At 46.4% G+C, this 21,493-nt stretch carries 20 protein-coding genes and 1 other annotated feature; all 20 genes read right to left on the bottom strand.

Annotated features, from left to right (window positions below):
- Positions 1 to 293 precede the first annotated feature (293 nt).
- Positions 294 to 1,157, bottom strand: coding sequence for a LarC family nickel insertion protein (locus tag MXE28_RS09725; protein WP_226974585.1), 864 nt, complete (start codon positions 1,155 to 1,157; stop codon positions 294 to 296).
- Positions 1,158 to 1,159: 2 nt separating this feature from the next.
- Positions 1,160 to 2,224 (bottom strand): nicotinate-nucleotide--dimethylbenzimidazole phosphoribosyltransferase, encoded by a 1,065-nt coding sequence (locus MXE28_RS09720; RefSeq protein WP_226974584.1) that lies wholly within the window; start codon positions 2,222 to 2,224, stop codon positions 1,160 to 1,162.
- Complete coding sequence (cobT, locus tag MXE28_RS09715; protein ID WP_226974583.1) at positions 2,221 to 3,261, bottom strand: nicotinate-nucleotide--dimethylbenzimidazole phosphoribosyltransferase; 1,041 nt, start codon at positions 3,259 to 3,261, stop codon at positions 2,221 to 2,223. The genes MXE28_RS09720 and cobT overlap by 4 nt, the downstream gene beginning before the upstream one ends.
- A gap of 9 nt (positions 3,262 to 3,270) precedes the next feature.
- Positions 3,271 to 4,134 (bottom strand): prephenate dehydrogenase/arogenate dehydrogenase family protein, encoded by an 864-nt coding sequence (locus MXE28_RS09710; RefSeq protein WP_021840500.1) that lies wholly within the window; start codon positions 4,132 to 4,134, stop codon positions 3,271 to 3,273.
- Between the two features lie 115 nt (positions 4,135 to 4,249).
- Positions 4,250 to 5,602, bottom strand: coding sequence for an MATE family efflux transporter (locus MXE28_RS09705; protein ID WP_226974582.1), 1,353 nt, complete (start codon positions 5,600 to 5,602; stop codon positions 4,250 to 4,252).
- A gap of 12 nt (positions 5,603 to 5,614) precedes the next feature.
- A complete protein-coding gene (locus MXE28_RS09700) occupies positions 5,615 to 5,962 on the bottom strand; it encodes a hypothetical protein (RefSeq protein ID WP_021840498.1) in 348 nt (115 codons plus the stop codon).
- A 107-nt stretch (positions 5,963 to 6,069) separates the two neighbouring features.
- Positions 6,070 to 7,359, bottom strand: a complete 1,290-nt coding sequence (gene hemL / locus MXE28_RS09695) for a glutamate-1-semialdehyde 2,1-aminomutase (RefSeq protein WP_021840497.1) — start codon at positions 7,357 to 7,359, stop codon at positions 6,070 to 6,072.
- A gap of 167 nt (positions 7,360 to 7,526) precedes the next feature.
- Complete coding sequence (hemB, locus tag MXE28_RS09690) at positions 7,527 to 8,501, bottom strand: porphobilinogen synthase (protein WP_226974581.1); 975 nt, start codon at positions 8,499 to 8,501, stop codon at positions 7,527 to 7,529.
- A gap of 137 nt (positions 8,502 to 8,638) precedes the next feature.
- A complete protein-coding gene (gene cobA / locus MXE28_RS09685; protein ID WP_226974580.1) occupies positions 8,639 to 10,168 on the bottom strand; it encodes a uroporphyrinogen-III C-methyltransferase in 1,530 nt (509 codons plus the stop codon).
- Positions 10,165 to 11,103 (bottom strand): hydroxymethylbilane synthase, encoded by a 939-nt coding sequence (gene hemC, locus MXE28_RS09680; RefSeq protein ID WP_247240111.1) that lies wholly within the window; start codon positions 11,101 to 11,103, stop codon positions 10,165 to 10,167. The genes cobA and hemC overlap by 4 nt, the downstream gene beginning before the upstream one ends.
- Positions 11,100 to 12,386, bottom strand: coding sequence for a glutamyl-tRNA reductase (hemA, locus tag MXE28_RS09675; protein WP_156704333.1), 1,287 nt, complete (start codon positions 12,384 to 12,386; stop codon positions 11,100 to 11,102). Before hemA ends, hemC begins: the two co-directional genes overlap by 4 nt.
- A complete protein-coding gene (locus MXE28_RS09670; protein WP_247240110.1) occupies positions 12,355 to 12,990 on the bottom strand; it encodes a bifunctional precorrin-2 dehydrogenase/sirohydrochlorin ferrochelatase in 636 nt (211 codons plus the stop codon). Before MXE28_RS09670 ends, hemA begins: the two co-directional genes overlap by 32 nt.
- Positions 12,991 to 13,097: 107 nt before the next feature.
- Positions 13,098 to 13,718: a DivIVA domain-containing protein gene (locus MXE28_RS09665; protein ID WP_156704329.1), complete on the bottom strand. Its 621-nt coding sequence runs from the start codon at positions 13,716 to 13,718 to the stop codon at positions 13,098 to 13,100.
- 17 nt (positions 13,719 to 13,735) lie between these two features.
- Positions 13,736 to 14,521, bottom strand: coding sequence for a YlmH/Sll1252 family protein (locus MXE28_RS09660; RefSeq protein ID WP_247240109.1), 786 nt, complete (start codon positions 14,519 to 14,521; stop codon positions 13,736 to 13,738).
- 8 nt (positions 14,522 to 14,529) lie between these two features.
- Positions 14,530 to 15,330, bottom strand: a complete 801-nt coding sequence (gene proC / locus MXE28_RS09655) for a pyrroline-5-carboxylate reductase (protein ID WP_247240108.1) — start codon at positions 15,328 to 15,330, stop codon at positions 14,530 to 14,532.
- 12 nt (positions 15,331 to 15,342) lie between these two features.
- Positions 15,343 to 15,834 (bottom strand): cell division protein SepF, encoded by a 492-nt coding sequence (sepF, locus tag MXE28_RS09650; protein ID WP_247240107.1) that lies wholly within the window; start codon positions 15,832 to 15,834, stop codon positions 15,343 to 15,345.
- A gap of 27 nt (positions 15,835 to 15,861) precedes the next feature.
- Entirely contained in the window at positions 15,862 to 16,548 is a 687-nt protein-coding gene (locus MXE28_RS09645) for a YggS family pyridoxal phosphate-dependent enzyme (protein ID WP_021840487.1), read from the bottom strand.
- 115 nt (positions 16,549 to 16,663) lie between these two features.
- The gene (pgeF, locus tag MXE28_RS09640; RefSeq protein WP_247240106.1) at positions 16,664 to 17,527 is read right to left on the bottom strand and encodes a peptidoglycan editing factor PgeF; all 864 of its coding nucleotides are present in this window, start codon (positions 17,525 to 17,527) and stop codon (positions 16,664 to 16,666) included.
- Complete coding sequence (locus tag MXE28_RS09635) at positions 17,511 to 19,331, bottom strand: radical SAM protein (protein WP_247240105.1); 1,821 nt, start codon at positions 19,329 to 19,331, stop codon at positions 17,511 to 17,513. The genes pgeF and MXE28_RS09635 overlap by 17 nt, the downstream gene beginning before the upstream one ends.
- A 164-nt stretch (positions 19,332 to 19,495) precedes the next feature.
- Entirely contained in the window at positions 19,496 to 20,935 is a 1,440-nt protein-coding gene (locus MXE28_RS09630) for a sodium:solute symporter family protein (RefSeq protein WP_247240104.1), read from the bottom strand.
- A gap of 181 nt (positions 20,936 to 21,116) precedes the next feature.
- Positions 21,117 to 21,326 (bottom strand) — a binding site (T-box leader).
- Positions 21,327 to 21,493 lie beyond the last annotated feature (167 nt).

Raw genomic sequence — 21,493 nt, 5'->3', positions numbered from 1 at the left:
ACTCGCGACCCCCGCCTTGGCAAGGCGGTGCTCTACCACTGAGCTATTTCCGCATTTCACAACAGAAACTATTCTACACCGTTAACTGTATTTTGTCAAGCACTTTTTTAACTTGACTGCATTCAAAGTGTCTTGTCCCTGACTGCTTAATTATAATATCAAAGAACTAAGGCCCATGTCAACACTTTTGTAAAAATATTTGTACAAATATTTTACAAAAGCATAACGGCCCACCAATTGAAGGTGAGCCGTCACTGTTACCTTGTGTTAAACACTTCATTTAAAGGCTGTATTTACGCCTCAAAGAGGGTAAACACATTAGGGATAGGCAAATCCATGGAACCGAGACCAACACCCTTTTTAGAGGCTTTTTCAGCTTTATCCATCATGGAAAGCAATGCCATTTGTATTTCTTCTTTAGTCGGTGCCGCTGCCCCCGGTTGGAAACCGATGGCATTCAATGTTTTCACCAAAGTCGCCCCTGTGGGTGTTACCAATTCCCCTTGCACAGGCGTCACATAAGTGGGAACACCTTCCAAAAGGTTCGCCGTAGCGGGCGTAGGAATATCCATGAGGCCGTGCTCGCATTTCACCTTCCCCTGACCCAAATGGAGCGGCGAAAAGATAATGCCGGTCACGCCGAGATATTCCAAGCAAATCATAGTGCCTACAATATCGATGATGCAATCAATGGCGCCCACTTCGTGGAAATGCACTTCCTCCAAGGTTGTATTATGCACCTTTGCTTCTGCCATGCCTAAATTTAAAAACGCAGCCAAAGCTTTTTCTTTTACCCAATCGGATAAAGGAGCCTCTTCAATGAGGGCTTTAATATCCGGATAATTGCGCCGTTCCCCATGAGCATGGGTATGAGAGTGAATGCCATCATGCGTGTGCCCATGAGTGTGGGTATGAAAATGAACACCATCATGACTGTGCGTATGAGTGCGGCCTTTACCCTTCAATTTCACGTCAAAATAAGTACCTGCGACGCCCAGTTTTTCACGTTGTTCATGAATGAGCGAAAAGCCGCTCAAATTAAGCGGTGCCAATGACTTTTTAAAGTAATCAAACGGTACCCCGTAGTTAAGCAAGGCGCCGATCATCATATTACCGCTGATACCGGACGCACATAAACCGTGTAAATACTTACTCATAATTACCGTCCATCCTGGCGCTTGTTGCCGGGGCCGTCCTCGGCTACGGTCACCGTGGCTTCGCCAAATGTTTTCATATCGTTTAACATGTGAAGCGACGCATCCACCACGGACAAGCCCATAACGGATCCCAACGCTTCATCCATTTCCAAATCATAATACAAGAACGGGCTGATACCCAAGAATTTCATCTGCGCTTTGTGTACCGGTTCTTTGTATGCCGCCGATTGGAATACGAAGTCCATCACGGCCGGATTAATGGCACGTGCTACCAATAACGCAGCGCCGGTCACGGCATTGTCAAAGACTACGGCCATACGGTTATGGGCGGCACCGAGGTAAAAACCGACCATAGCGGCAATATCTAAGGATCCTACCGTTTGCAATACTTTCAAAGGTTCGGACGCACTTAAGCCATAGTGCTGTAAAGTGGCACTCAAACGATCTGCTTTTTCCTGAATGGACAAGGTGCATTCGTTATCAGTCAACAATTCAGCCATCGGATAACCGGTAATGGCTGCTGTTACGGCCAAACCGCTTAACAAGGTGCGTTCCCCTACATTGCCGATGGCCACGGCTTGCACGCCTTTGCCGGCCAATTCATCGGCCATCTGAAAACCAACTTCCAAAGCCGCTTCCATTTCTTCCGCCGTCATAGCCGGACCTTTTCCGAAGAAACGAGCGCCGTTGGCTACTTTTTTATTTACAATGCCTTTTACGTTGGCCGTATCTTGTTCCAGACCTACGTCAACAACAATTACGTCAGCTTCCAGTTTCTTAGCCGCCGCACCGGTTGCACTGTGACCACTGCCAAGGCGCGTAACAGCGGCTAAGCTTTCCTTCCCTTTCGTGTGGTTTTGTATACCGTCAACGGCCGTATCACCGGCAAAAATAAGAACGCCGTTTTTAATATGGTTTGGCTGTTCCACATTGTAAATACCGGCTAAGCGAACAGCGATTTTTTCCAATTGCGCCAAACTGTAAATCGGCTTAGTCAAATTATCTACGCGAAGTTGGCAAGCATCCATGCATGCCTCATTTAATGGTTTTATCGTAAACTCTCTCATGCCTGATGCCCCCCTTCTAATTCTTGATACATACGCACCGCTAAATCGAGCATGCCCATTTGAATGGAGCCGCCCGATGCTTCACCGAGGCAGAGACCGAGGTTAACATACGCCTCAAGGCCCAAGGTATTTAAAGCGCGATTATGCGCTTTTTCGGCGGATAAATGGGAGGCCATTACATAATCCATGCTTTCAGGCACCAGGGAATGCGCTACCAACGCACAAGCGGTGGTGTTAAAACCATCGATGATGACCATCGTATGAGCAGCCGCCGCACCGAGAATAATCCCCGTAATGCAGGCAAATTCCAAACCACCTACGGAATGCAAAATGCCGAGGCCGTCGTTTTTATCTATATGGGCGTATTTTTCCAACGCATCGTGAACCACTTTTTGTTTTACTTTAAGGCGTTCGTCGGAGATATTGGTGCCCCGACCGGTGGCCTGTTCTGCCGTAATACCGGCGAATTTTGCCGTCATAACAGCACTGGCAGTGGTATTGGCAATCCCCATTTCACCTACGAGAAATACATTATATCCTTCAGCGACTTTTTCATTAACGAGAGCAATGCCCACTTCCATAGCCTTGATGGCTTCTTCCTTGGTCATGGCCGGCTCTTTTAAAAAGTTGCGTGTTCCCATGCGGATTTTATTGTGGCGTAAGCCCGGCACCCAGTTCATGTCCGCTTTGATACCCACGTCGACTACTTCCATGTCGGTACCGCAATAATTGCCCAGCGCATTGGCACCGGCTCCTTTTGGAATCAAATAGTTCTGCGTCATACCGACGGTTACATCGATAGGATAGGCACTAACCCCCATTTCCGCTACACCATGGTCGGCGGCCGCAATAATCATACAGCGTTTCGGAATAGTCGGTGATTCTTGGCGCGTATCCATAGCATATTGCTTAACCATGTCTACCAATTTGCCAAAACTGCCGTACGGCGTAGCCTTGTCCCAAACGGCTTGAATTTTCTCACCGATGGCGGCATCTTTTGGGGTAATCTTTTTACAAGTTTCTTCAAATAAGCCCATCATATCCTCCTATAAAAGGGAAAATTTATCACGAATCTGCTTCGCATTACTCAAATATAATTCAAGTGTATCATCATCCGCAGTTAAAAGTAAATTTTTAATAATTGATATTTGCTTCTCTAAATCTGATAACGCTCGCACCACTTCATCACGGTTGCCCGTTATGATTTCGCGCCACATATGGGGATTACCGCCCGCTACACGAGTAACATCGCGAAAACCGCCCGCTGCCAAGCGAAGGCGTAAATCGCCGTATTCATCGCCCCCGGCAATGGTGGCGATCATGGAGGCCACGGTATGAGGCATATGACTTATGGTGGCCATAAACCCGTCATGAACACTCATGGGAATACACTCTACGCGGCTGCCCAACAGTTTGCCCATTTGAGCCAATTCAGCCGCAGCCTCCGCATCCCAACCGTCTTTAACGTCATCTTCCAAGACAATCCATGTGCAATTCTTAAACAAATCCGCCTTGGCCATGTCATAGCCGCCTTTTTCAGACCCGGCCATGGGATGAATCGATACAAATTTAGCCCCTTCGGGCAAATGTTGTTTCACCGTACCGGCAAAATTCGTCTTCGTACTGGACACATCAGTTATAAGAGTGCGAGGCCGGATGAGCGGTGCCAGCTCCTCAAACAGCCTCGCATTCGTGTCAGGCGGCAAGGCGAATACCAAAATATCCGCCTCCGCTACCACTTGTTTGGGATCGGTATACGCACGAGCCACAACCTTATCGACCAAAGCCGCTTCACAAATCTCCGGGCGCCGTGCATAACCAATCACTTCATAATCTGTATATTTCGCCAACCCTTTTGCCAAAGACCCGCCGAGTAAACCTAAACCAATAATACCTACCTTACGCTTCATTCTTCTTCCTCTGACTCTCTTTTTTACTAAAATCTACTATACTACACGAATCTTCACTTCCATTGAAGATTCAAGCGGATTGAATTTAATACTTTTTCAAAAAAGCAAACAGACCTCACACCGTTTCTTCAATCAGCTTCTTGTTCTTCCATTTACCGCTGTGCCAACGCCATACAAATATGATGGCCCGCACACCTTCATCGATGGCCATAGCAATCCAAATGCCTACGAGCCCCCAACCGAGCCAAACGCCCAAAATAAAGGACAAGTTAACGGCACACAGCCACATGCCAAAGATACCTACAATCATCGGCGTCCTGATATCACCGGCCGCCTGTAAACACTGAACCATAATAATATTAACCGTTCGTCCGATTTCCAGGAATATTTCAATCAACATAATCGTCTTGCCGAGCGTAATAATCTCCTGTTCGTCCGTGAAAAAGGCAAATATATAATCACTCAACAGATAGAACGATACGGACAAGGTCAGGCTGATTGCCATGCCTAGCCACATGGTATGCCACACACGCCCGGAAATCTCGTCTTCCCTGTCGGCACCAACCAAAAAGCCTACGATAATCTGCGCCGCATTGGCGAGGGCAATGGTGTACATGTAACAGAACATGGAAATAATGTAGGCATATACCTTCGTATTAATAACCATGATACCAAAAATGTTGACCATTTTCATAATCGTGGTCTGCGATAACTGATAAGACAGCGTTTCGCCGCCGGATGGCACGCCGATGTGCAGCAACCGTTTTAACGTTTCTTTAGGGAACGGTTTTAAATAAGACCAGGACAACTTAACATTGAGCTGGGTTTTGAATAAATAAAATACCAAGAGCAGACCTAAGCCTTTGCTCAAGGCTGTGGATATGGATACGCCCAACACGCCCATAGACGGAATAGGACCCCAACCGTAGATTAATACCAAGTTACTGAAAATGTGTACTACGTTCATAACGAAGGCCACGCACATGGTAATAACCGGCAAGGAAAAACCGCGGAAGGTAGCCACAAAAGCCGTATAAATCCCCGTAATCGGAATACTCGCGGCTACAATCGTCATATAAAGACTCGTATCATCGATGATTTCTTCCGGTACGCCGAGCCACTCAAAGAGCATGCGATAGGCTACCAAAATAAACAGCGCCGCAATGGAACTGAATACGAAGTTAAAGGCAATACTTACGGTTGTTACTTCGTTGATCTTAGTCGGATTTTTGGCCCCCAAATATTGAGCAATCAAAATCGTTGTAGCCGTACTCATAACGGTAATCAGGAAGATGAAAATATTCATAATCTGATTCGCATTGGCTACAGCGGCTACCGCTTCTTGGGAATAGTGACTCATCATAAACTGGTCAATATTCCCAATAAGCATTTGCAAGAATATCTCGATAAATATAGGCCAGCTTAAAGTGACAACGGATAGGCTGGCACTTTTTTTGACACTTCTCATACACGAACCTCGTTATATTTTGATTAATGCGTCGTGTTCGATCAAACATTGCCAATCGGCAACCAATCGGTATTTAGCCTGTGCTTGTGCCATATCCCAGTTCTCCCCTTCCGGGAACCAATTGCTCGGCATACAGCCGCCCTTGGCAAAATTGATGGCATAGCCCATTTTGCGAACTTCTTTGGACGCCCACCAAGCACCGATCGCCTCACGACCTTCTAAATAAATATTTTCCATGTGGGTGGCTTCCAACCAGTGGGTAATTTCATCCCAATATTCTTTGGGAATTACACTTTTGGCCAAACATTCTTGTAAACTCTTGCGAGCAGCCGCCACCATTTCGGGAGTCAACGTTTGCATAATTCTATCTCCTCCGTATTAGCACAAGACCCCTTCCAAATGGCAGGGGTCTAACATTTGATTATCCAATTTTTATTATAACATCGCTCTAGCTACTTCGCCACTTTTTATAAAGTTGCAAAGGCTTCGTCAGCTACGGCCAAGGTATGTTCAATATCCTTAGCAGAATGTTGTGCCGACATGAAGTTGCTTTCATACTGACTTGGTGCATAATAAATGCCGTGACTCAAGTTGTAATGGAAGAATTTCTTGAACGCTTCCATATCACAAGCGGATGCATCATCAAAATTAAGTACCGGTTTGTCACTGAAGAACAAGGTAAACATGGAGCCTACATATTGTACTTGTACCGGTACATTATGTTTAGCCGCCAATTCTTTAAGGCCTTGGCAAAGTGTTTCGGTGGATTGATTAATCCGTTTAAACACAGTCGGATCTTGTTGCAAAATACTGAGCGTTGCTAACCCCGCCGTTACGGCAATCGGATTACCGCTCAGTGTACCGGCCTGATAAATAGGACCGGCCGGAGCTACTTGGCTCATGATTTCACGGGAGCCGCCAAACACGGCCATTGGTAAGCCGCCGCCAACGATTTTACCGAGGCAAGTCAAATCCGGTTTAATATTGTATTTCTTCTGCGCACCGCCGGAGCTGGCACGGAAGCCGCACATAACTTCATCAAAAATAAGCAATGCGCCGTGAGCCTTGGTCAATTCACGAAGTGTTTCCAAGAAGCCCGGAACAGGTGGTACACACCCCATATTACCGGCTACCGGTTCTACAATAACTGCGGCAATAGCATGGCCTTCTTTTTCAAATAAAGCTTTGATTGCATCAATATCATTATATGGTACGGTCAACGTATCAGCAGCCACACCGGCCGGTACCCCCGGACTATCGGGCACACCGAAAGTGGCAAGGCCGGAGCCGGCTTTTACGAGCAAGCCGTCACTGTGGCCGTGATAGCAACCGATGAATTTAACGATTTTATCGCGGCCCGTATAACCACGAGCTACACGGAGGGCACTCATAGTCGATTCCGTACCGGAGTTAACCATGCGGAGCATTTCCATATTCGGCATGAAAGCCTGGATTTTTTTAGCCAATTCCGTTTCGAGCAAAGTTGGCGCACCATAGCTGGTGCCGCGTAAAACGGCTTCTTGCAATGCCGCTACGATTTCCGATTTGGCATGGCCAAGAATCATAGGCCCCCAGGATAATACATAGTCAATGTATTCATTGCCGTCAATATCATAGATGCGGTCGCCGGAAGCAGAGCTGATGAACGGCGGTTCGGAACCCACACTGCGATACGAGCGAACCGGACTGTTTACGCCGCCCGGCATATATGCTTTAGCTTCGTTAAAAGCTTGCTTAGATTTATCTAATGTAAACATAATCTTCTCCTTATGATACTAACGACAATGGGTATTAAAAGTCTTGTGCTCAAATGATGTATTTGGCACACATTGTGCCTCGTCCGCAATTAAAACGATGCTGACAATTATTTGCGCAACCAAAACTGTGCTGACAATTATTTGCGCAACCAAAACGGTACTAACAATTATTTGCGCAACCAGCGAGCTACGTCGAGTGCATGGTAGGTGATGATAATTTTAGCGCCCGCCCGTTTCATGGATAACAACGTTTCCAAAACGATGCGTTTTTCATCAACCAAGCCCTGCTGCGCAGCGGCTTTAACCATCGCATATTCACCGCTTACATTATAAACGGCCAGCGGATAGTCAAAGTTATCTCGCGCTTCGCGTACGATATCGAGGTACGAAAGAGCCGGTTTAATCATGATAATATCGGCGCCTTCACGAATGTCGAGCTCGATTTCACGCATGGCTTCGAGGCGGTTAGCTTCGTCCATCTGATAACCTTTACGGTCACCGAATTCCGGTGTAGAATGAACCGCATCACGGAACGGACCATAATAAGCGCTGGCGTATTTAGCGGCATAGCTCATGATGGATACATTGGTAAAACCGGCGTCATCGAGAGCTTCACGAATTACGGCTACACGGCCGTCCATCATATCCGACGGAGCCACCATATGAGCGCCTGCTTCCGCATGGCTTACGGCTACTTTGGCGAGCAACGGTAATGTTTCGTCATTTAATACTTCATGGTTTTCAACACAGCCGCAATGACCGGTGCTGGTGTACTGACATAAGCATACGTCAGATACCACGATGAGTTCCGGTACTTCTTTGCGAATCGCTTTGATAGCTTGTTGGACCGGTTGTTCCATATCCCAAGCGGACGAACCTTGTTCATCTTTATACGTTGGCAAGCCGAAAATTTCTACACCCAAAATACCAAGGGCATGTGCTTCTTTAGCCACTTTTACCACTTCGTCAACGGATAAGTGATATTGTCCCGGTAACGATGTAATTTCTTCCTTAACGCCGGTGCCCGGTACAATAAACAACGGGTAAATCAAATCTTCTACATTGAGCGTTGTTTCACGAACCAGAGCTCGCATGGCCGGTGTTGTCCGCAAACGGCGCGGACGATAGGTTAAGTCTAACATTATTCATCGTCTCCTTTATTTATATGAGTACTACCTTTTTATTGTAGTACGATTTTTTAAAACTAGCCAGTGTATTCTACTAAGGGCTACTTTAAGGTACTGCTTTTATTTCAAATTTGCCTTGTGTCAATACAGATTTATTCTGCTGAAGCGTTTTTCGCCACGTCTGCTTTAATCATATCGACCATGGCCGGAATGGTAAAGGTTTCACCGATTAAATCCGGTTGAATGCCATGTTCCACGCAAGTAGCGGCCGTAATAGGTCCGATGCAGGCAACACGGGCTTTTTTAATCAATTCGGCGCCGTCTTTACCAAGCATGGTTAACGTATTGGTTACCGTTGACGAGCTGGTGAAAGTAATATAATCGGCTTCACCGTTAGCTAAGGTTTCACGCAAAGCATCGGCCTGCGAGTCGTCCAACACGGTTTCGTATAAACGCGCTACGGTTACGTCGGCGCCGGCCGCTTTAAGGCCTTCCGGAATTACTTTACGCGCTACTTTCGGTTGAATTAATAACGCTTTGTCGCCTTTTTCAAGGATTGGTGCCAATGCTTTCACAACGGATTCGCCTTTGTAGTCGCTAGGAATAATATCGGCTAAGAGGCCTTTGTCATGCAAAGCTTTAGCTGTGGCACTGCCGATGGCACAAATTTGAGCAGTGCCCAGTACACGACTGTCTTTGCCCAAAGTTTCCAAGGCTTTGAAGAAATAACGAACCCCTTCGGCAGAGGTAAACACAACCGTTTTATAAGTACCGGCATTAAGAATGGCTTCTTTTTCCGCTGCGCCAACCGGTAAAGCTTGCGTCTTAATAGCCGCTGCTTCAATGACATTAGCGCCCAGTTCTTCCAGTTTTTCACTCAAAACACTGGCTTTCGAACGAGCCCGGGTTACGAGTACGTTTTTGCCAAAAAGCGGTTTATTATCGAACCAACGGAGTGAATCGCGCAGGCTTACTACATTGCCTACCGTAATAATGGACGGCGGCTTAATACCGGCTTTTTTCACATCTTCAGCCACATGTTCCAAGGTGGAAATCAAAGTCTGCTGAATAGGTTTGGTACCCCAACGAATAACGGCAACCGGTGTATCTTTAGGGCGACCGTATTGCATGAGTTTTTGTGAAATCATCGGCAAATTACCGACACCCATAACGAAGCTGATGGTATCAACGGCGGTAGCTAAGCCTTCCCAGTTGATGCCGGATTCGTTTTTAGTCGGATCTTCATGACCCGTTACAATGGCAAAAGACGTCGCCATGGCGCGCTGAGTCACAGGAATGCCCGCATAGGCCGGCGCCGAAATACCGGAGGTCACGCCCGGTACAAATTCAAAGGGAACGCCCGCTTTGGCAAGTTCCAACGCTTCTTCACCGCCGCGACCGAAAATGAGCGGATCGCCGCCCTTTAGACGAGCTACAATCTTGCCTTCTTTACCGTATTTAACAAGTAATTCATTGATTTCGTATTGATGCAAGGTATGATGTTTGCACTGTTTACCTGCATAAATAAGCTCTACATCGGGACGAGCCCAACGCAATAAATGTTCATCCGCCAAATAATCATAGACGATGACATCTGCTTTCTCTATACATTCACGACCTTTAACTGTGATTAATTTATAATCCCCGGGACCTGCCCCAATTAAATACACCATACCCGTCATTGAATTACACCCTCCTGAATCAACTCTTCGATGATATGTTTGCCGCCTTCTTCATATAAAGCTTTGGCTAAGTTGCGGCCGATAATGTCAGCCGTTTTCTTAGGACCCGTTAACTCCCCTTCATAACAGTTTTTACCGTCAAGGGATGAAATGATAGCCTTCAAAGTTAACTGGCCTTTATGGATTGTACCGTGGACGCCCATCGGAACTTGGCAGCCCCCTTGCAATTGACGCAAGAAGCTACGTTCACCGCGAGTACACCACATGGTATCTTCGTCATTAAGTTTAGCCAGCATGTCGAGCATTTCCGTGTCATCACTGCGACATTCGATAGCAAGGGCACCTTGCCCTACAGCTGGAATCAATTCATCGGCTGTAAAAACTTGAGTGATTTGATCGGCGAGGCCCAAACGTTTAAGACCGGCCTGAGCCAACACGATGGCATCAAAGTTTTCTTCTTCCAGTTTACGAAGTCTGGTCTGTACATTACCGCGCAATACATTAATCTGTAAATCCGGACGATGATGTAAGAGTTGTGCCTGACGACGCAAGCTGCTGGTTCCCACTTTAGCGCCCTGCGGCAATTGGTCGAGGGTCTTATATTTTGGCGAAACCAAAGCATCGCAAGGAGTTTCACGTTTTGTAATGGCCCCCAAGGTCAACCCTTCCGGCAAATCCGTAGGCATATCTTTTAAGCTGTGAACAGCAATATCAATGGAGCCTTCGCGCATGGATGCTTCCAATTCTTCCGTGAAAAGTCCTTTACCACCGATGGCGGCTAAGGGCTTTTCTAAAATACGGTCACCCTTGGTGCTGTGGTGAACAAGTTCAACTTCACAACCGGGGAACAGTCGTTGTAGCTCAGAGCCGACAAATTCAGCCTGCCATAAAGCCAAAGCACTGCTGCGCGTACCTATACGAATTATATTTCTCATAAGGATTTTCGCTCCTTTTCTAAGTCAAACATATCATGGAACAGTTTCCAGTATTCATTTTCTTCGTCTTTACCGGCCACTTCGCCAAAGCGAATCATCGGATCGCGTAACAATTTACGCACAATCATGCGGGACATGTTGTCCATAATTTTGCGCAGGCGATCATCCGCATCCGGTAATTTTGCTAAGGCGCGGTGTAATTCGCGTTTGCGAGTACGTTCCGCTTTATCACTTAAGAGTACCATCATCGGACGAACGGACAAGTACCCTAATTTTTCCTCTATTTCATCAATTGCTTCAGCAATTATCGGTTTCGCTTTTTCCGCTTCCAATTCACGCTGATGTTTATTTTCTTCAACAACGCTCTCCAAGGAGTCAATATTAAATAAGTACACATCATCAATTTCGGATACATCCGGGTCAATATCACGCGGAACGGCAATATCAATCATCACAATAGGGTTACCTTGACGATTAGCCGCAATTTTAGCCGCTTCTTCGGGCCCGATTATATAATGCGGTGCGCCCGTGGAGGTAATTAAAATATCCGCCTCTTTGGCTTGATCGATAAAGCTGTCAAAGGAAATAGCCTGACCGCCGAATCGTTTAGCCAACGCTTCCGCTTTATGGTAAGTTCGATTGGATACAAAAATGCTCTTAACCCCTTTGGACTGAAGATGGGTAGCCGTCAATTCACTCATTTCACCGGCTCCCAAAACAAGCACTTTTGCCTCACTCATCGGTTTTGTCAGGCAATCTTCCGCCAAATTTACCGCCGCATAACTTACGGATACCGGCGTATTGGCAATGCCTGTAACGGTGCGCACTTTTTTACCGACACTGATGGCTCGTTGGAAAATGATATTAAAAATAGGACCGGTCAAGCCGCGACTATACGCCGAAATATAGGCCATCTTAAGCTGACTTAATATCTGACCTTCCCCGAGCACCAACGAATCGAGGCTGGATGCTACATTAAATAAATGTGCCAATAAATCGTGTCCTTCATACATGAAGAACCAGTCATCTTCAATCTCCATGTCTTCGACGCCTTTTAAATGCTGTAATAAATGAAGCATGAACTGTTTCGGATTTTCCACATCTTCCAACACCGCATATAATTCGGTACGATTACATGTAGATAAAAGGACACATTCCGCTACTTGTTCATGTTCATACACATGATTAATGGCTTCGCTTATTTCCGTTTTATCAAAAGAAAATACTTCACGCACGTTTACCGGTGCACTTCTATGATTTAAACCTAATACGATTAATTTCATCGCTCAATATATCCTCCACACATTTCCAATCACCCTCTATTATCTTAATCAACTCTTTTTGACCTAAATGTTTTTGCCAAAATTCTTCACGTTCCGCCGGCGTTGTCAAAAGCTCACGTACCGTTTTACGCATTTCTCTGAGAGCCGGCAACATCTCGGCTACTGCCCCATAGCGATTAGCCAAGTCTTTTTTGATTAAACGACTTAATCGAGGACTTACCCGTCCGGTAAATATGGCAAATTCCAAATCTCCCACTGTTACCGTCGCCGGAAAGGTAAAATCACAATCACTGCGGTCATCCGCCCGGTTTACCAAGGCCCCCAAGGCTCTGGCCTTCTTAGCACACATTGCATTGAGCTCACTGTCACTCGTTGCCAATAACACAAAATCCGCTGCCAAATCAACGGATTCATCATAAGCCGCTTTTTGCCACACTAATTGATTGTCAGCGGCCCACTCGGCTATCTTAACCGTCACTTCGGGACTTACTACGGTTACTTTGGCGCCTTCCTTAAGGAACAGCCCGATTCGGCGCTCCGCTACGGCACCGCCGCCGATAACCAAACAACGTTGACCGGTCAGTCGTAAGGCCATTGTAATCATATTGCCTCACTTTCTTAGAACTTCATTTTATCTTTTTTATGAAATTCTTTCATATGTTCTTTATATCAAAATCGGCTTGATATAAATCAAGCCGATTAACACTCTATTTATTTATTATCTTCGCTTGTTTCCGTGGATGCTGCTTCTTCAGCCTGTTCCACAGCCGCCTGAGCCGCCAATACATCCTCGGCTACGCCGGCATTACTATGAATTGTTGAATTGTCTTCGGCTGCTGCCGCAATTACTTCATCGATATTAACTTTCTCAAGTTGTACTTTGCTGTCACCTAACACATAGCCATCCACCATTTGCATTTGCGAGTTCAAAAGGGATTCCATACGGGCTTTGAAAACAGCTACTTCATTACGAATGACTGCATATTTTTCGCAACCTTCACGCAACTGACGTTCAGCTTCCGCAATAATTTGACGACGTTGCTGTTCGGCTTCCTGAATGATGAGATCTGCTTCTTTACGAGCAGAATTTTTAACATTTTCGCCCGTTTCCTGAGCCAATACTAAAGCATCATTCATAGTAGCTTCCATTTTTTCGTATTGAGCAATGCGTTTTTCGAGTTGTTCAATTTTATCCGTCATTTCACGATTATCGCGATATAAGGTTTCATAATCATGGACCAATTCGGCCATAAACGCGTTAACCGCTTCCTTGTCGTACCCACGAAAGCCTGTTTCAAACTCTTTATTGTGAATATCCATTGGTGTAATCATACAGCTTACCTCCTAATTTACATGAATCGTTTGAGATAGACACCGATGCGCCCCTTGCGAGAGGTGCCGGTAATTTCCTCAATTTTCATTCGTCCACGACCTCGAAGCGATATAATATCTCCTTCTTTGACTTCTTGTGCCGGTCCCTTGGCCGGTTGCCAGTTTACTTGCACAAGTCCCGCATTGATTGAACTAACCACTTTGGTGCGGGATACGCTGAATCCGGAAGAAGCTACCGCATCCAGCCGCAAAGAAGCAACCGTGGTTCGTATTTCTTTAATTTTTTCTTCTTTCGGTTGGATTTCGGCTATATCCATATCATCCACCGAAACGGACACCATGGCGATTTTTGTAAAATTCTGTTTCACATAGTCCGCCATTGCAGCATCCATTATTAATTGAGCACCACCGGTTTGCATAATAATATCACCGAAATTGGTGCGCTCAATGCCAAGCCCCATGAGCGAGCCCAACACATCACGATGAGTAAGCAAACGGAAACGCGGATCCCATGACACTTTTAAGGCTTTAATGCCTAAATCTACGGTGCCTTGAAAATCGGCTTCTACGAATGCTACGCGAATGCGCTCGGCTCCTTCATAGCCACCGCCGAATTCTACCTTAAGTTGCGGTAAATTCGCTTTAATTGCGTCGGCAATCACAAGTCCTGCCGGCGACATAAACTCGGTCACCCGATATGGCTTGCCCGCCACCACTTGCTCGGCTAAGTCGAGCATGCGGCGAGCTTCTTCGCCACTACCGGATGCTTCAAAATATCGAATTAATTTTTCTTTATCTTTCACAAATCCTCCTAATGCTTGCCAAGTTCCAAAGAGCGTTCATAACATGCCACAACACCCTCTTGCAAGGCGGAGCGAAGGCCTTCTTTTTCCATTTTGGCAATGCCTGCAATCGTCGTACCGCCCGGAGACGTTACTTGATCGCGCAATACCGCCGGATGATTCCCCGTTTCGAGTGCCATTTTACCGGCACCGAACAAAGTATACGCAGCCGCTTTAATGGCCACTTTACGGGTCAATCCCAACCGCACGCCCGCATCAGCCAAAGCATCCATGATAACGAATGCATAGCCCGGGCCGGATCCGGAAATCGCCGTCAACCGTTCCAAATCGGCTTCGGAACAAACGACGGCTTCACCGATGGCCCCAAATAAGGCACTCAGTTCAGCCGTAACGGTTTCATTGCCTTTACTGCCTGCCGTAAGCGCCGTCAAGCCGGCTCCCACCACCACAGGTGTATTCGGCATAGCACGATACCATACGGCCTGCGGAATCGCCGCTTCCAAAGTACTAAGGGTTACGCCTGCCGCCACGGACAAACAAGTTGTCCCGGCCGGCAAGATTTTGAATTGCGGCAATACTTCAGGCAATACTTGCGGTTTGACTGCCCAAATGACAGTTTTAACATCCTTTATATCAGGCAATTCAGTGCCTGCATTGACGTTTAATTCTTCACGCAATGCGTGGGCACTGGCTTCAGTTTTTACTAATACATATACAGCTTGGGGCTCAACCAAGCGATTAGCTAAGGCACCACGCAAAATGGCACCGCCCATCGCACCGGCTCCAATGAATAAAATTTGGCCTGCCATGCTGACCTCCTATTATAATTGAGGTTCTTTCCATGTGAATTGATCCGACATGTCGTTATAGCTCTTGTCGTTATAATCAACTGTTACATTTACGGGTACACAAATAAAAATATCTTTACCGATTTTTTCCAATTTGCCGTCTAAAGCAAAGGTGGCGCCGCTCACAAAATCAACAATGCGCGCCGATTCATGAGGGTCGGTTTTTTCAAAATTAATTACTACGGGACGCATATCGCGAAGTTCGTTAGTAATACGTTCGGAATCTTCAAATACTGTTGGTTCGACAATGACTACTTTCATTGAATTAGGACGTTGGGCCACGGTGTTATATCCTCCTGTTTTTGCGGGACGAAATGCTGAACTTGTTGTGTTGGTCTGCGGTGCCGTCTGCGGAACCGGCTCATCATAATCAGGACCTGAATTTTCCGTGTATTCATCTTCATCATATACGTCATGGTCATTACCAAAAAACATTTGCTTAATACTATTCCAACTTAAACTCATTAATAAACCCTCCTACAACGCGCTATTTTAATCATATACTCGGTTACCAAAAATTGCGGTGCCAACGCGAATCATATTCGCGCCTTCTCCCAAAGCCACTTCAAAGTCATGGGTCATTCCCATGGACAAATATTCAATCTGTCCTTCCGGGAATTGGGATTTCATATCCTCATATAATGCATGGGCTACTCGAAAAATAGGACGAGCCTCTTCAGGATCTTCGAAAAAAGGTGCCATGCACATCAATCCTTTGACTCTTACATTCGGCAATGTCTTCGCATAATCGCGCACTTCCGGAAAGTCCTCTACTGTCAACCCGGACTTACTTGCTTCCCGAGCCACATTGACTTGCAGCAAAACATCTTGTATTTTGCCACATTTAGCGGCCACTTTATTTATCTCATCCAGTAGCTTACTGCTATCTACAGAGTGTATTAAGGAAAACAATGGAACAGCTTGTCGCACTTTGTTCATTTGCAAATGACCAATCAAGTGCCATTCCAGCTCCGGTCCATTGTAAGTCAACAACTTCTCCTTCGCTTCCTGGACCCGATTTTCTCCCACTGTGCGGACGCCTAATTGCGCCACCGTTTCCACTGCTGATACAGGATGATTTTTTGTCACAGCTATGAGCGTTACCCGGTCAGTGCGACCTGCTTTCGCCATGGCATCAGCCATCCGCTTTTGCACAGCTTCCAACGCGTCTTTTATCATAGCTTACCCCCTTATGCACCAGCATACGCTCGTTAGTGCATGTAAAAAATACTTTCATGCGATAATATTATATAATAAATAAGCTAAAATGCCAATGAAAATATGAGTAAATCGGTCATTTCTTCTGTTTTCTAAGCATTGCAAATAATGCCATTCGACCGGTTTTGCCAAACTCACGACGATACGAATAACAACCGGGTGCCGTCATACTATCTGTAGGAGACACGGTAATCTGCTGTAAAGGTACGCCGATTTGGCGTAAATCCTGCACGATAAACTGCTGCAAATTAACATGCGGCGTCTGAATTCCCTTGTCTGCCCGATAGCGATAACCGACAATCTGATCCGGAATATAGGATGCTTTGCGAAAGGTTTCCGCCAGTTCTTCACTAACTTCGAAGGAATTATAATGAATGGACGGGCCGAGGTATACATGACAGTCTTGCGGCCGTGTACCATAGGCATTCCCCATCGCTTCCATCGTCAAAATCGGCACATGACCGATAGTCCCGCGCCAGCCGGCATGAATGACCGCTACGGCATGGTGGTTCGGGTCATACACCAAAACGGGCACACAATCGGCTACCAAGAGTAATAACGGTACTTCTTCCAAGCAGGTAAATATGGCATCACTATTAGGGATAGCTTTGTCCATCTGAAAAGCACCGGCCCCCACATTCGCTTCCGTCACTTCGGAAATCTCCGTGCCGTGCACCTGCTGCGCACAGGTTAACAGCTCCGGTCCGACCCGTAAATGTTTGGCCAAACGGCGGCGATTTTCCCAAACGGCTTCTATATCATCGCCTACATGAAGGCCTAAATTAAATGAATCAAAAGGCTTCTTAGAAACACCGCCAAAGCGCCGGGTCACACCGTGCATCAGTGGAAAACCTGTCAATGTGGCATCTGCTTCAAATTCAAAGGGACGTCCCGGAAAACCGCCACCTTCGCGAATTACGGTTCTATTCTGTCGTGCCATAATCACACCCCGTTTCATTACAAACCCCGCAGCGCCTACAGCCGGCTTGGCAAGGCGCTGTATATGTTTCCGTCAAACTCCGTTGCCACTCAGTCGCCAAGTAACCTTCGGCCAATTGCATATCCAGCATGTCCCAAGGAAGCGGCTCAGTTAGTTCTCTTTCTCGATATAAAGCGCTATCCATATCATAATCAAATTCACGGCAAGCGTTTTTGAAAGCTTTCGCGCCGCCATTTTCAGCGGCATAGGCAATAATCTCACCCAAACGGCGATCACCGCGCGCCAGCACACCTTGAATATAGGCTTCTTTCGGTGATTCCACGAGCACCTCAATGCGTCGGTTCTTGCCAAGCGCTTTCTTGATTGAATTCAGCTTCTTCGTCACTTCTTTTTGGTTCGCCATAGGCATCCATTGAAACGGCGTAAACGGCTTCGGTATAAACGGATTGACACTCAAGGTCAAACGCCCTTTACACCCTGCATCCTGCATGTAGCCGAACACATCATTCGCCATAGTCACAATGGCCTCAATATCTTCATCCGTCTCCGTAGGCAAACCAACCATGATATAGAGCCGAATATGCGGAATGCCCGCCTTCGCCGCCAAGGTTACGGCCTTACGCATATCCTCATTGGAAATGCCTTTGTTAATAACCCGGCGCAGCCTGTCACTGCCTGCTTCCGGTGCTATAGTAATCGTCTGTTGGCCACTGGCGGCGAGTCCATCCACTACGGCTTGGGTCAACGAATCGGCCCGTAAGGAGGCACAGGAATAACGCAAACCTTTTGAACGAATATAAGTCACCAACTCATCAATATCAGGATAATCGGAAATAGCGGCGCCCATGAGTCCCACTTTCTTGTTTAACTCAGCCGCCCTATCTACGCCGGCTTTCAGTAAATCAAGTTTACGCAAACGCGGTGTGCGATAGCAATAACCGGCCATGCAGAAGCGACAATGCCGGCCGCAACCGCGGGCCACTTCTACGATGTACATGGCCCCGAATTCCGTATAATCCGTGGCGATTACCGTTTCCCCCACTGATTCCAACTGTCGCCAATGGCGTGTAACACGAGGCAGATTGTCTTTGGCGGAATCTTCTGCTTGCCTTCCAGATTTCGCTTCAAAACCTGTTTCAAAAGCTCCATCTGAATTCATATTATAACCGGCAAAATCACCATTTTCATCATATTGCGGTTCATAGAATTCCGGTACATACACACCTTCCAAGCGACTTAGATTTTTCAAAATATCAATACGCGACTCATTATTCAAACGCCCCTCTTCGATAACGCTTAGCATTTTCGAAATAAGTTCTTCCCCTTCACCGATGATAAACGCATCAATAAAATCCGATAACGGCTCCGGATTAAACGTAGCACAGGGACCGCCGGCAATTACGATAGGATCGCGCTCGATGCGATGAATTCGTTTCACCGGCACACGACCTAATTTCAAAAGCTGCGGTATATTAAAATAATCCATCTCAAAGGTAATATCGATACCGATAACATCACATTCATTGAGTGGTCGTTGCGTCTCCACACTCATAAGCGGCAAACGATGTTTTTCATAATCACGAAGCTCCGACGAGGCCGGCATAAAATACCGTTCACCACAACTTCGTTCACGTAAATTCACTTCTTCATATATAATCTGCAACCCCAAATTACTCATCCCTACGAAATACGTATTCGGATAGACCAAACCAACTTTAAACGGTTTGTGAGGATTGCTTTCTACACGGCTTACTTCATTGGCTCTAAGCGATTGTAAGCCATTTAGTATTTCATTTCTTGTCACGGCGCAACCTCCTCGAGCAAAACACATCTTAATTATTAATTATAGCACGAATTCAATACACAGCGAAAATAAAAGGGCATGAGGTAAATAAAAGGAGCACTCTCAGTTTTAGCCGGAGCACTCCTTACAATATTTAACCCTTACTGTTTTTAAAAAATCTAATTTTAATTCAACGAATTAACCATGCCTTCTTCCGCTGTTTCCCCTTCCAGCGCGGCATCTGTTTTAATAGCCTGACGGCTTACTAAGGTACAAACGCCGAAGGTAATGCTGCACACAATCCATTCCAAATAGATTACATGTGGCACGATGCGTACGGCCGGCACGAAATTCCAGGCAAGCAATGTTACTACAGCCGCCACCAAAGTGTAGAACGCACCGATACGGCTGCAATATTTAGGTGCGAACAAGGTCATCAAGACGATAACCGCGAAAGCTGCCATAAGGCTTAAGCCCTGCATCAAGGTAGCGATGATGCCGCTGATAGTCAGTGCGAAGATGAATGTCATGAGCCCCATAACCACGATGGCAATTTTGGTAATAAGCGTATATTTTTCATCAGTTACATTCGGATTGATAAAACGTTTGTAAATATCCTGGGAGAATAAAGTACCGGAGCTCAACAATAAATTACAAGCGGTACTTACATCGGCTGCCCAAAGGGCTGCCAAGGTCAAACCGGCCAAAAGCGGATGAAGCGAAACGATTAATTTCGGTAAGGCCAACGCCGGTGCCAAGCCGGGATACAATTCAGCCGCGATTACGCCCAAGTAGGCACTGATGAAACCGATTGGCAACATAATGAGGCCGCCCAAGATGAACCCTTTACGTGCGATGCCCACCGTTTTGGCACCAAGCGAAATTTGAATGATACTCTGCAAGGATAGATTAACGGTAATCAAGGTAACAATCCAAGTCAAAATCGTCATGCCTCCAACACCGTCTACCAAATCAAACATATGAGGCATCGGTGCCTGTGCCTCGATGGCGGCGGTACCGCCAATCATAACAACGGCCATATAAGCAGCGGCAGAAATGCCGATATATTTAAGGGTAACATTCAACAAATTGGAGATGCTGGCGGACCACATGCCGCCCATCATAGTAACGCCGATGAAAACGATGGCACTCATGATCATGCCCGTTGTTACGGTGAAAACATCCGGCAATAAAGCGGCCAAAATGGTACCGCCCGCCACATATTGCAAACTCATAACACAAAGTTGAACCATGATTTGAATCACGATGCCTGCAATACGGCTCTTTTTATCATAGTAGCGCTCCAGCATTTCCGGAACCGTCGTAATCTGCAAACGACGATACCGTTTCGCCACCGTAAGGCCCATCACAATGGCCCCAAGGCCCCAAGCGGCCGTGTACCAGCCGGCGGAAATACCTTTTACATAGGCCTGTTCGGCTCCCCCGATGGTGGATGCCCCGCCAACGGCCAAACCGACGATAGATACGGTAATAAGCGGTGTTGTCATACGACGCCCGGCGAGCACATAATTTTCCGCCTTGCCCGTCGTCAATTTGCGCGACGCCCAGGAAATCACGAAGAGTAATACCACATACAGCCCTACAATCACAGTTGAAATAGTCATTTAAATCGCTCCTCTCTCTGGTGATTGGGGCATATCACCGGCCCGTCCGCCTTTTTCTCAAAACATCATATTAGCAAAATCGCCAACTATGAAATAAAAAATCGCCCCTAAAAAGGGACGATGACGAATCGCGGTACCACCCTCATTGACGATTTCGGAGTATAAAAAAAGAGGGTAGTACCCAAGGGACGGAATATCCGCGGTACCACCCTCATTATCTCGAATCGACCAACTCATAGTTCTTCTAACGACAACCACGCCGGCGCAGCCTACTTAATTCAGCCTTGCAGTTCGGAAAGGAACTTCACACTGTAATCACTGCCGTTTTACACCAACCAACGGCTCTCTGCGCATGCCTTACAGGGCTACTTTCTTTCGTCATAACTTTTACGTTGCTTCCTGCTTTCGAGCTTTGCAATTATGTTGCCCGCTACACTAAGCATTCTGCTTTTTTAAATTGAAATCATTATACGAGAAAACATTTGTCCATGTCAAGCGAATTTGGGTTATAGGACATTTTGAGTTGGTAATTTAATCCCATAGATAGTTAGGATATGG

The sequence above is a fragment of the Veillonella sp. KGMB01456 genome (assembly GCF_023051165.1).
GTDB lineage: Bacteria > Bacillota > Negativicutes > Veillonellales > Veillonellaceae > Veillonella_A.
Note: the sequence above shows the minus strand (reverse complement) of the source record. Positions and strands in the feature narration are given on the sequence as shown.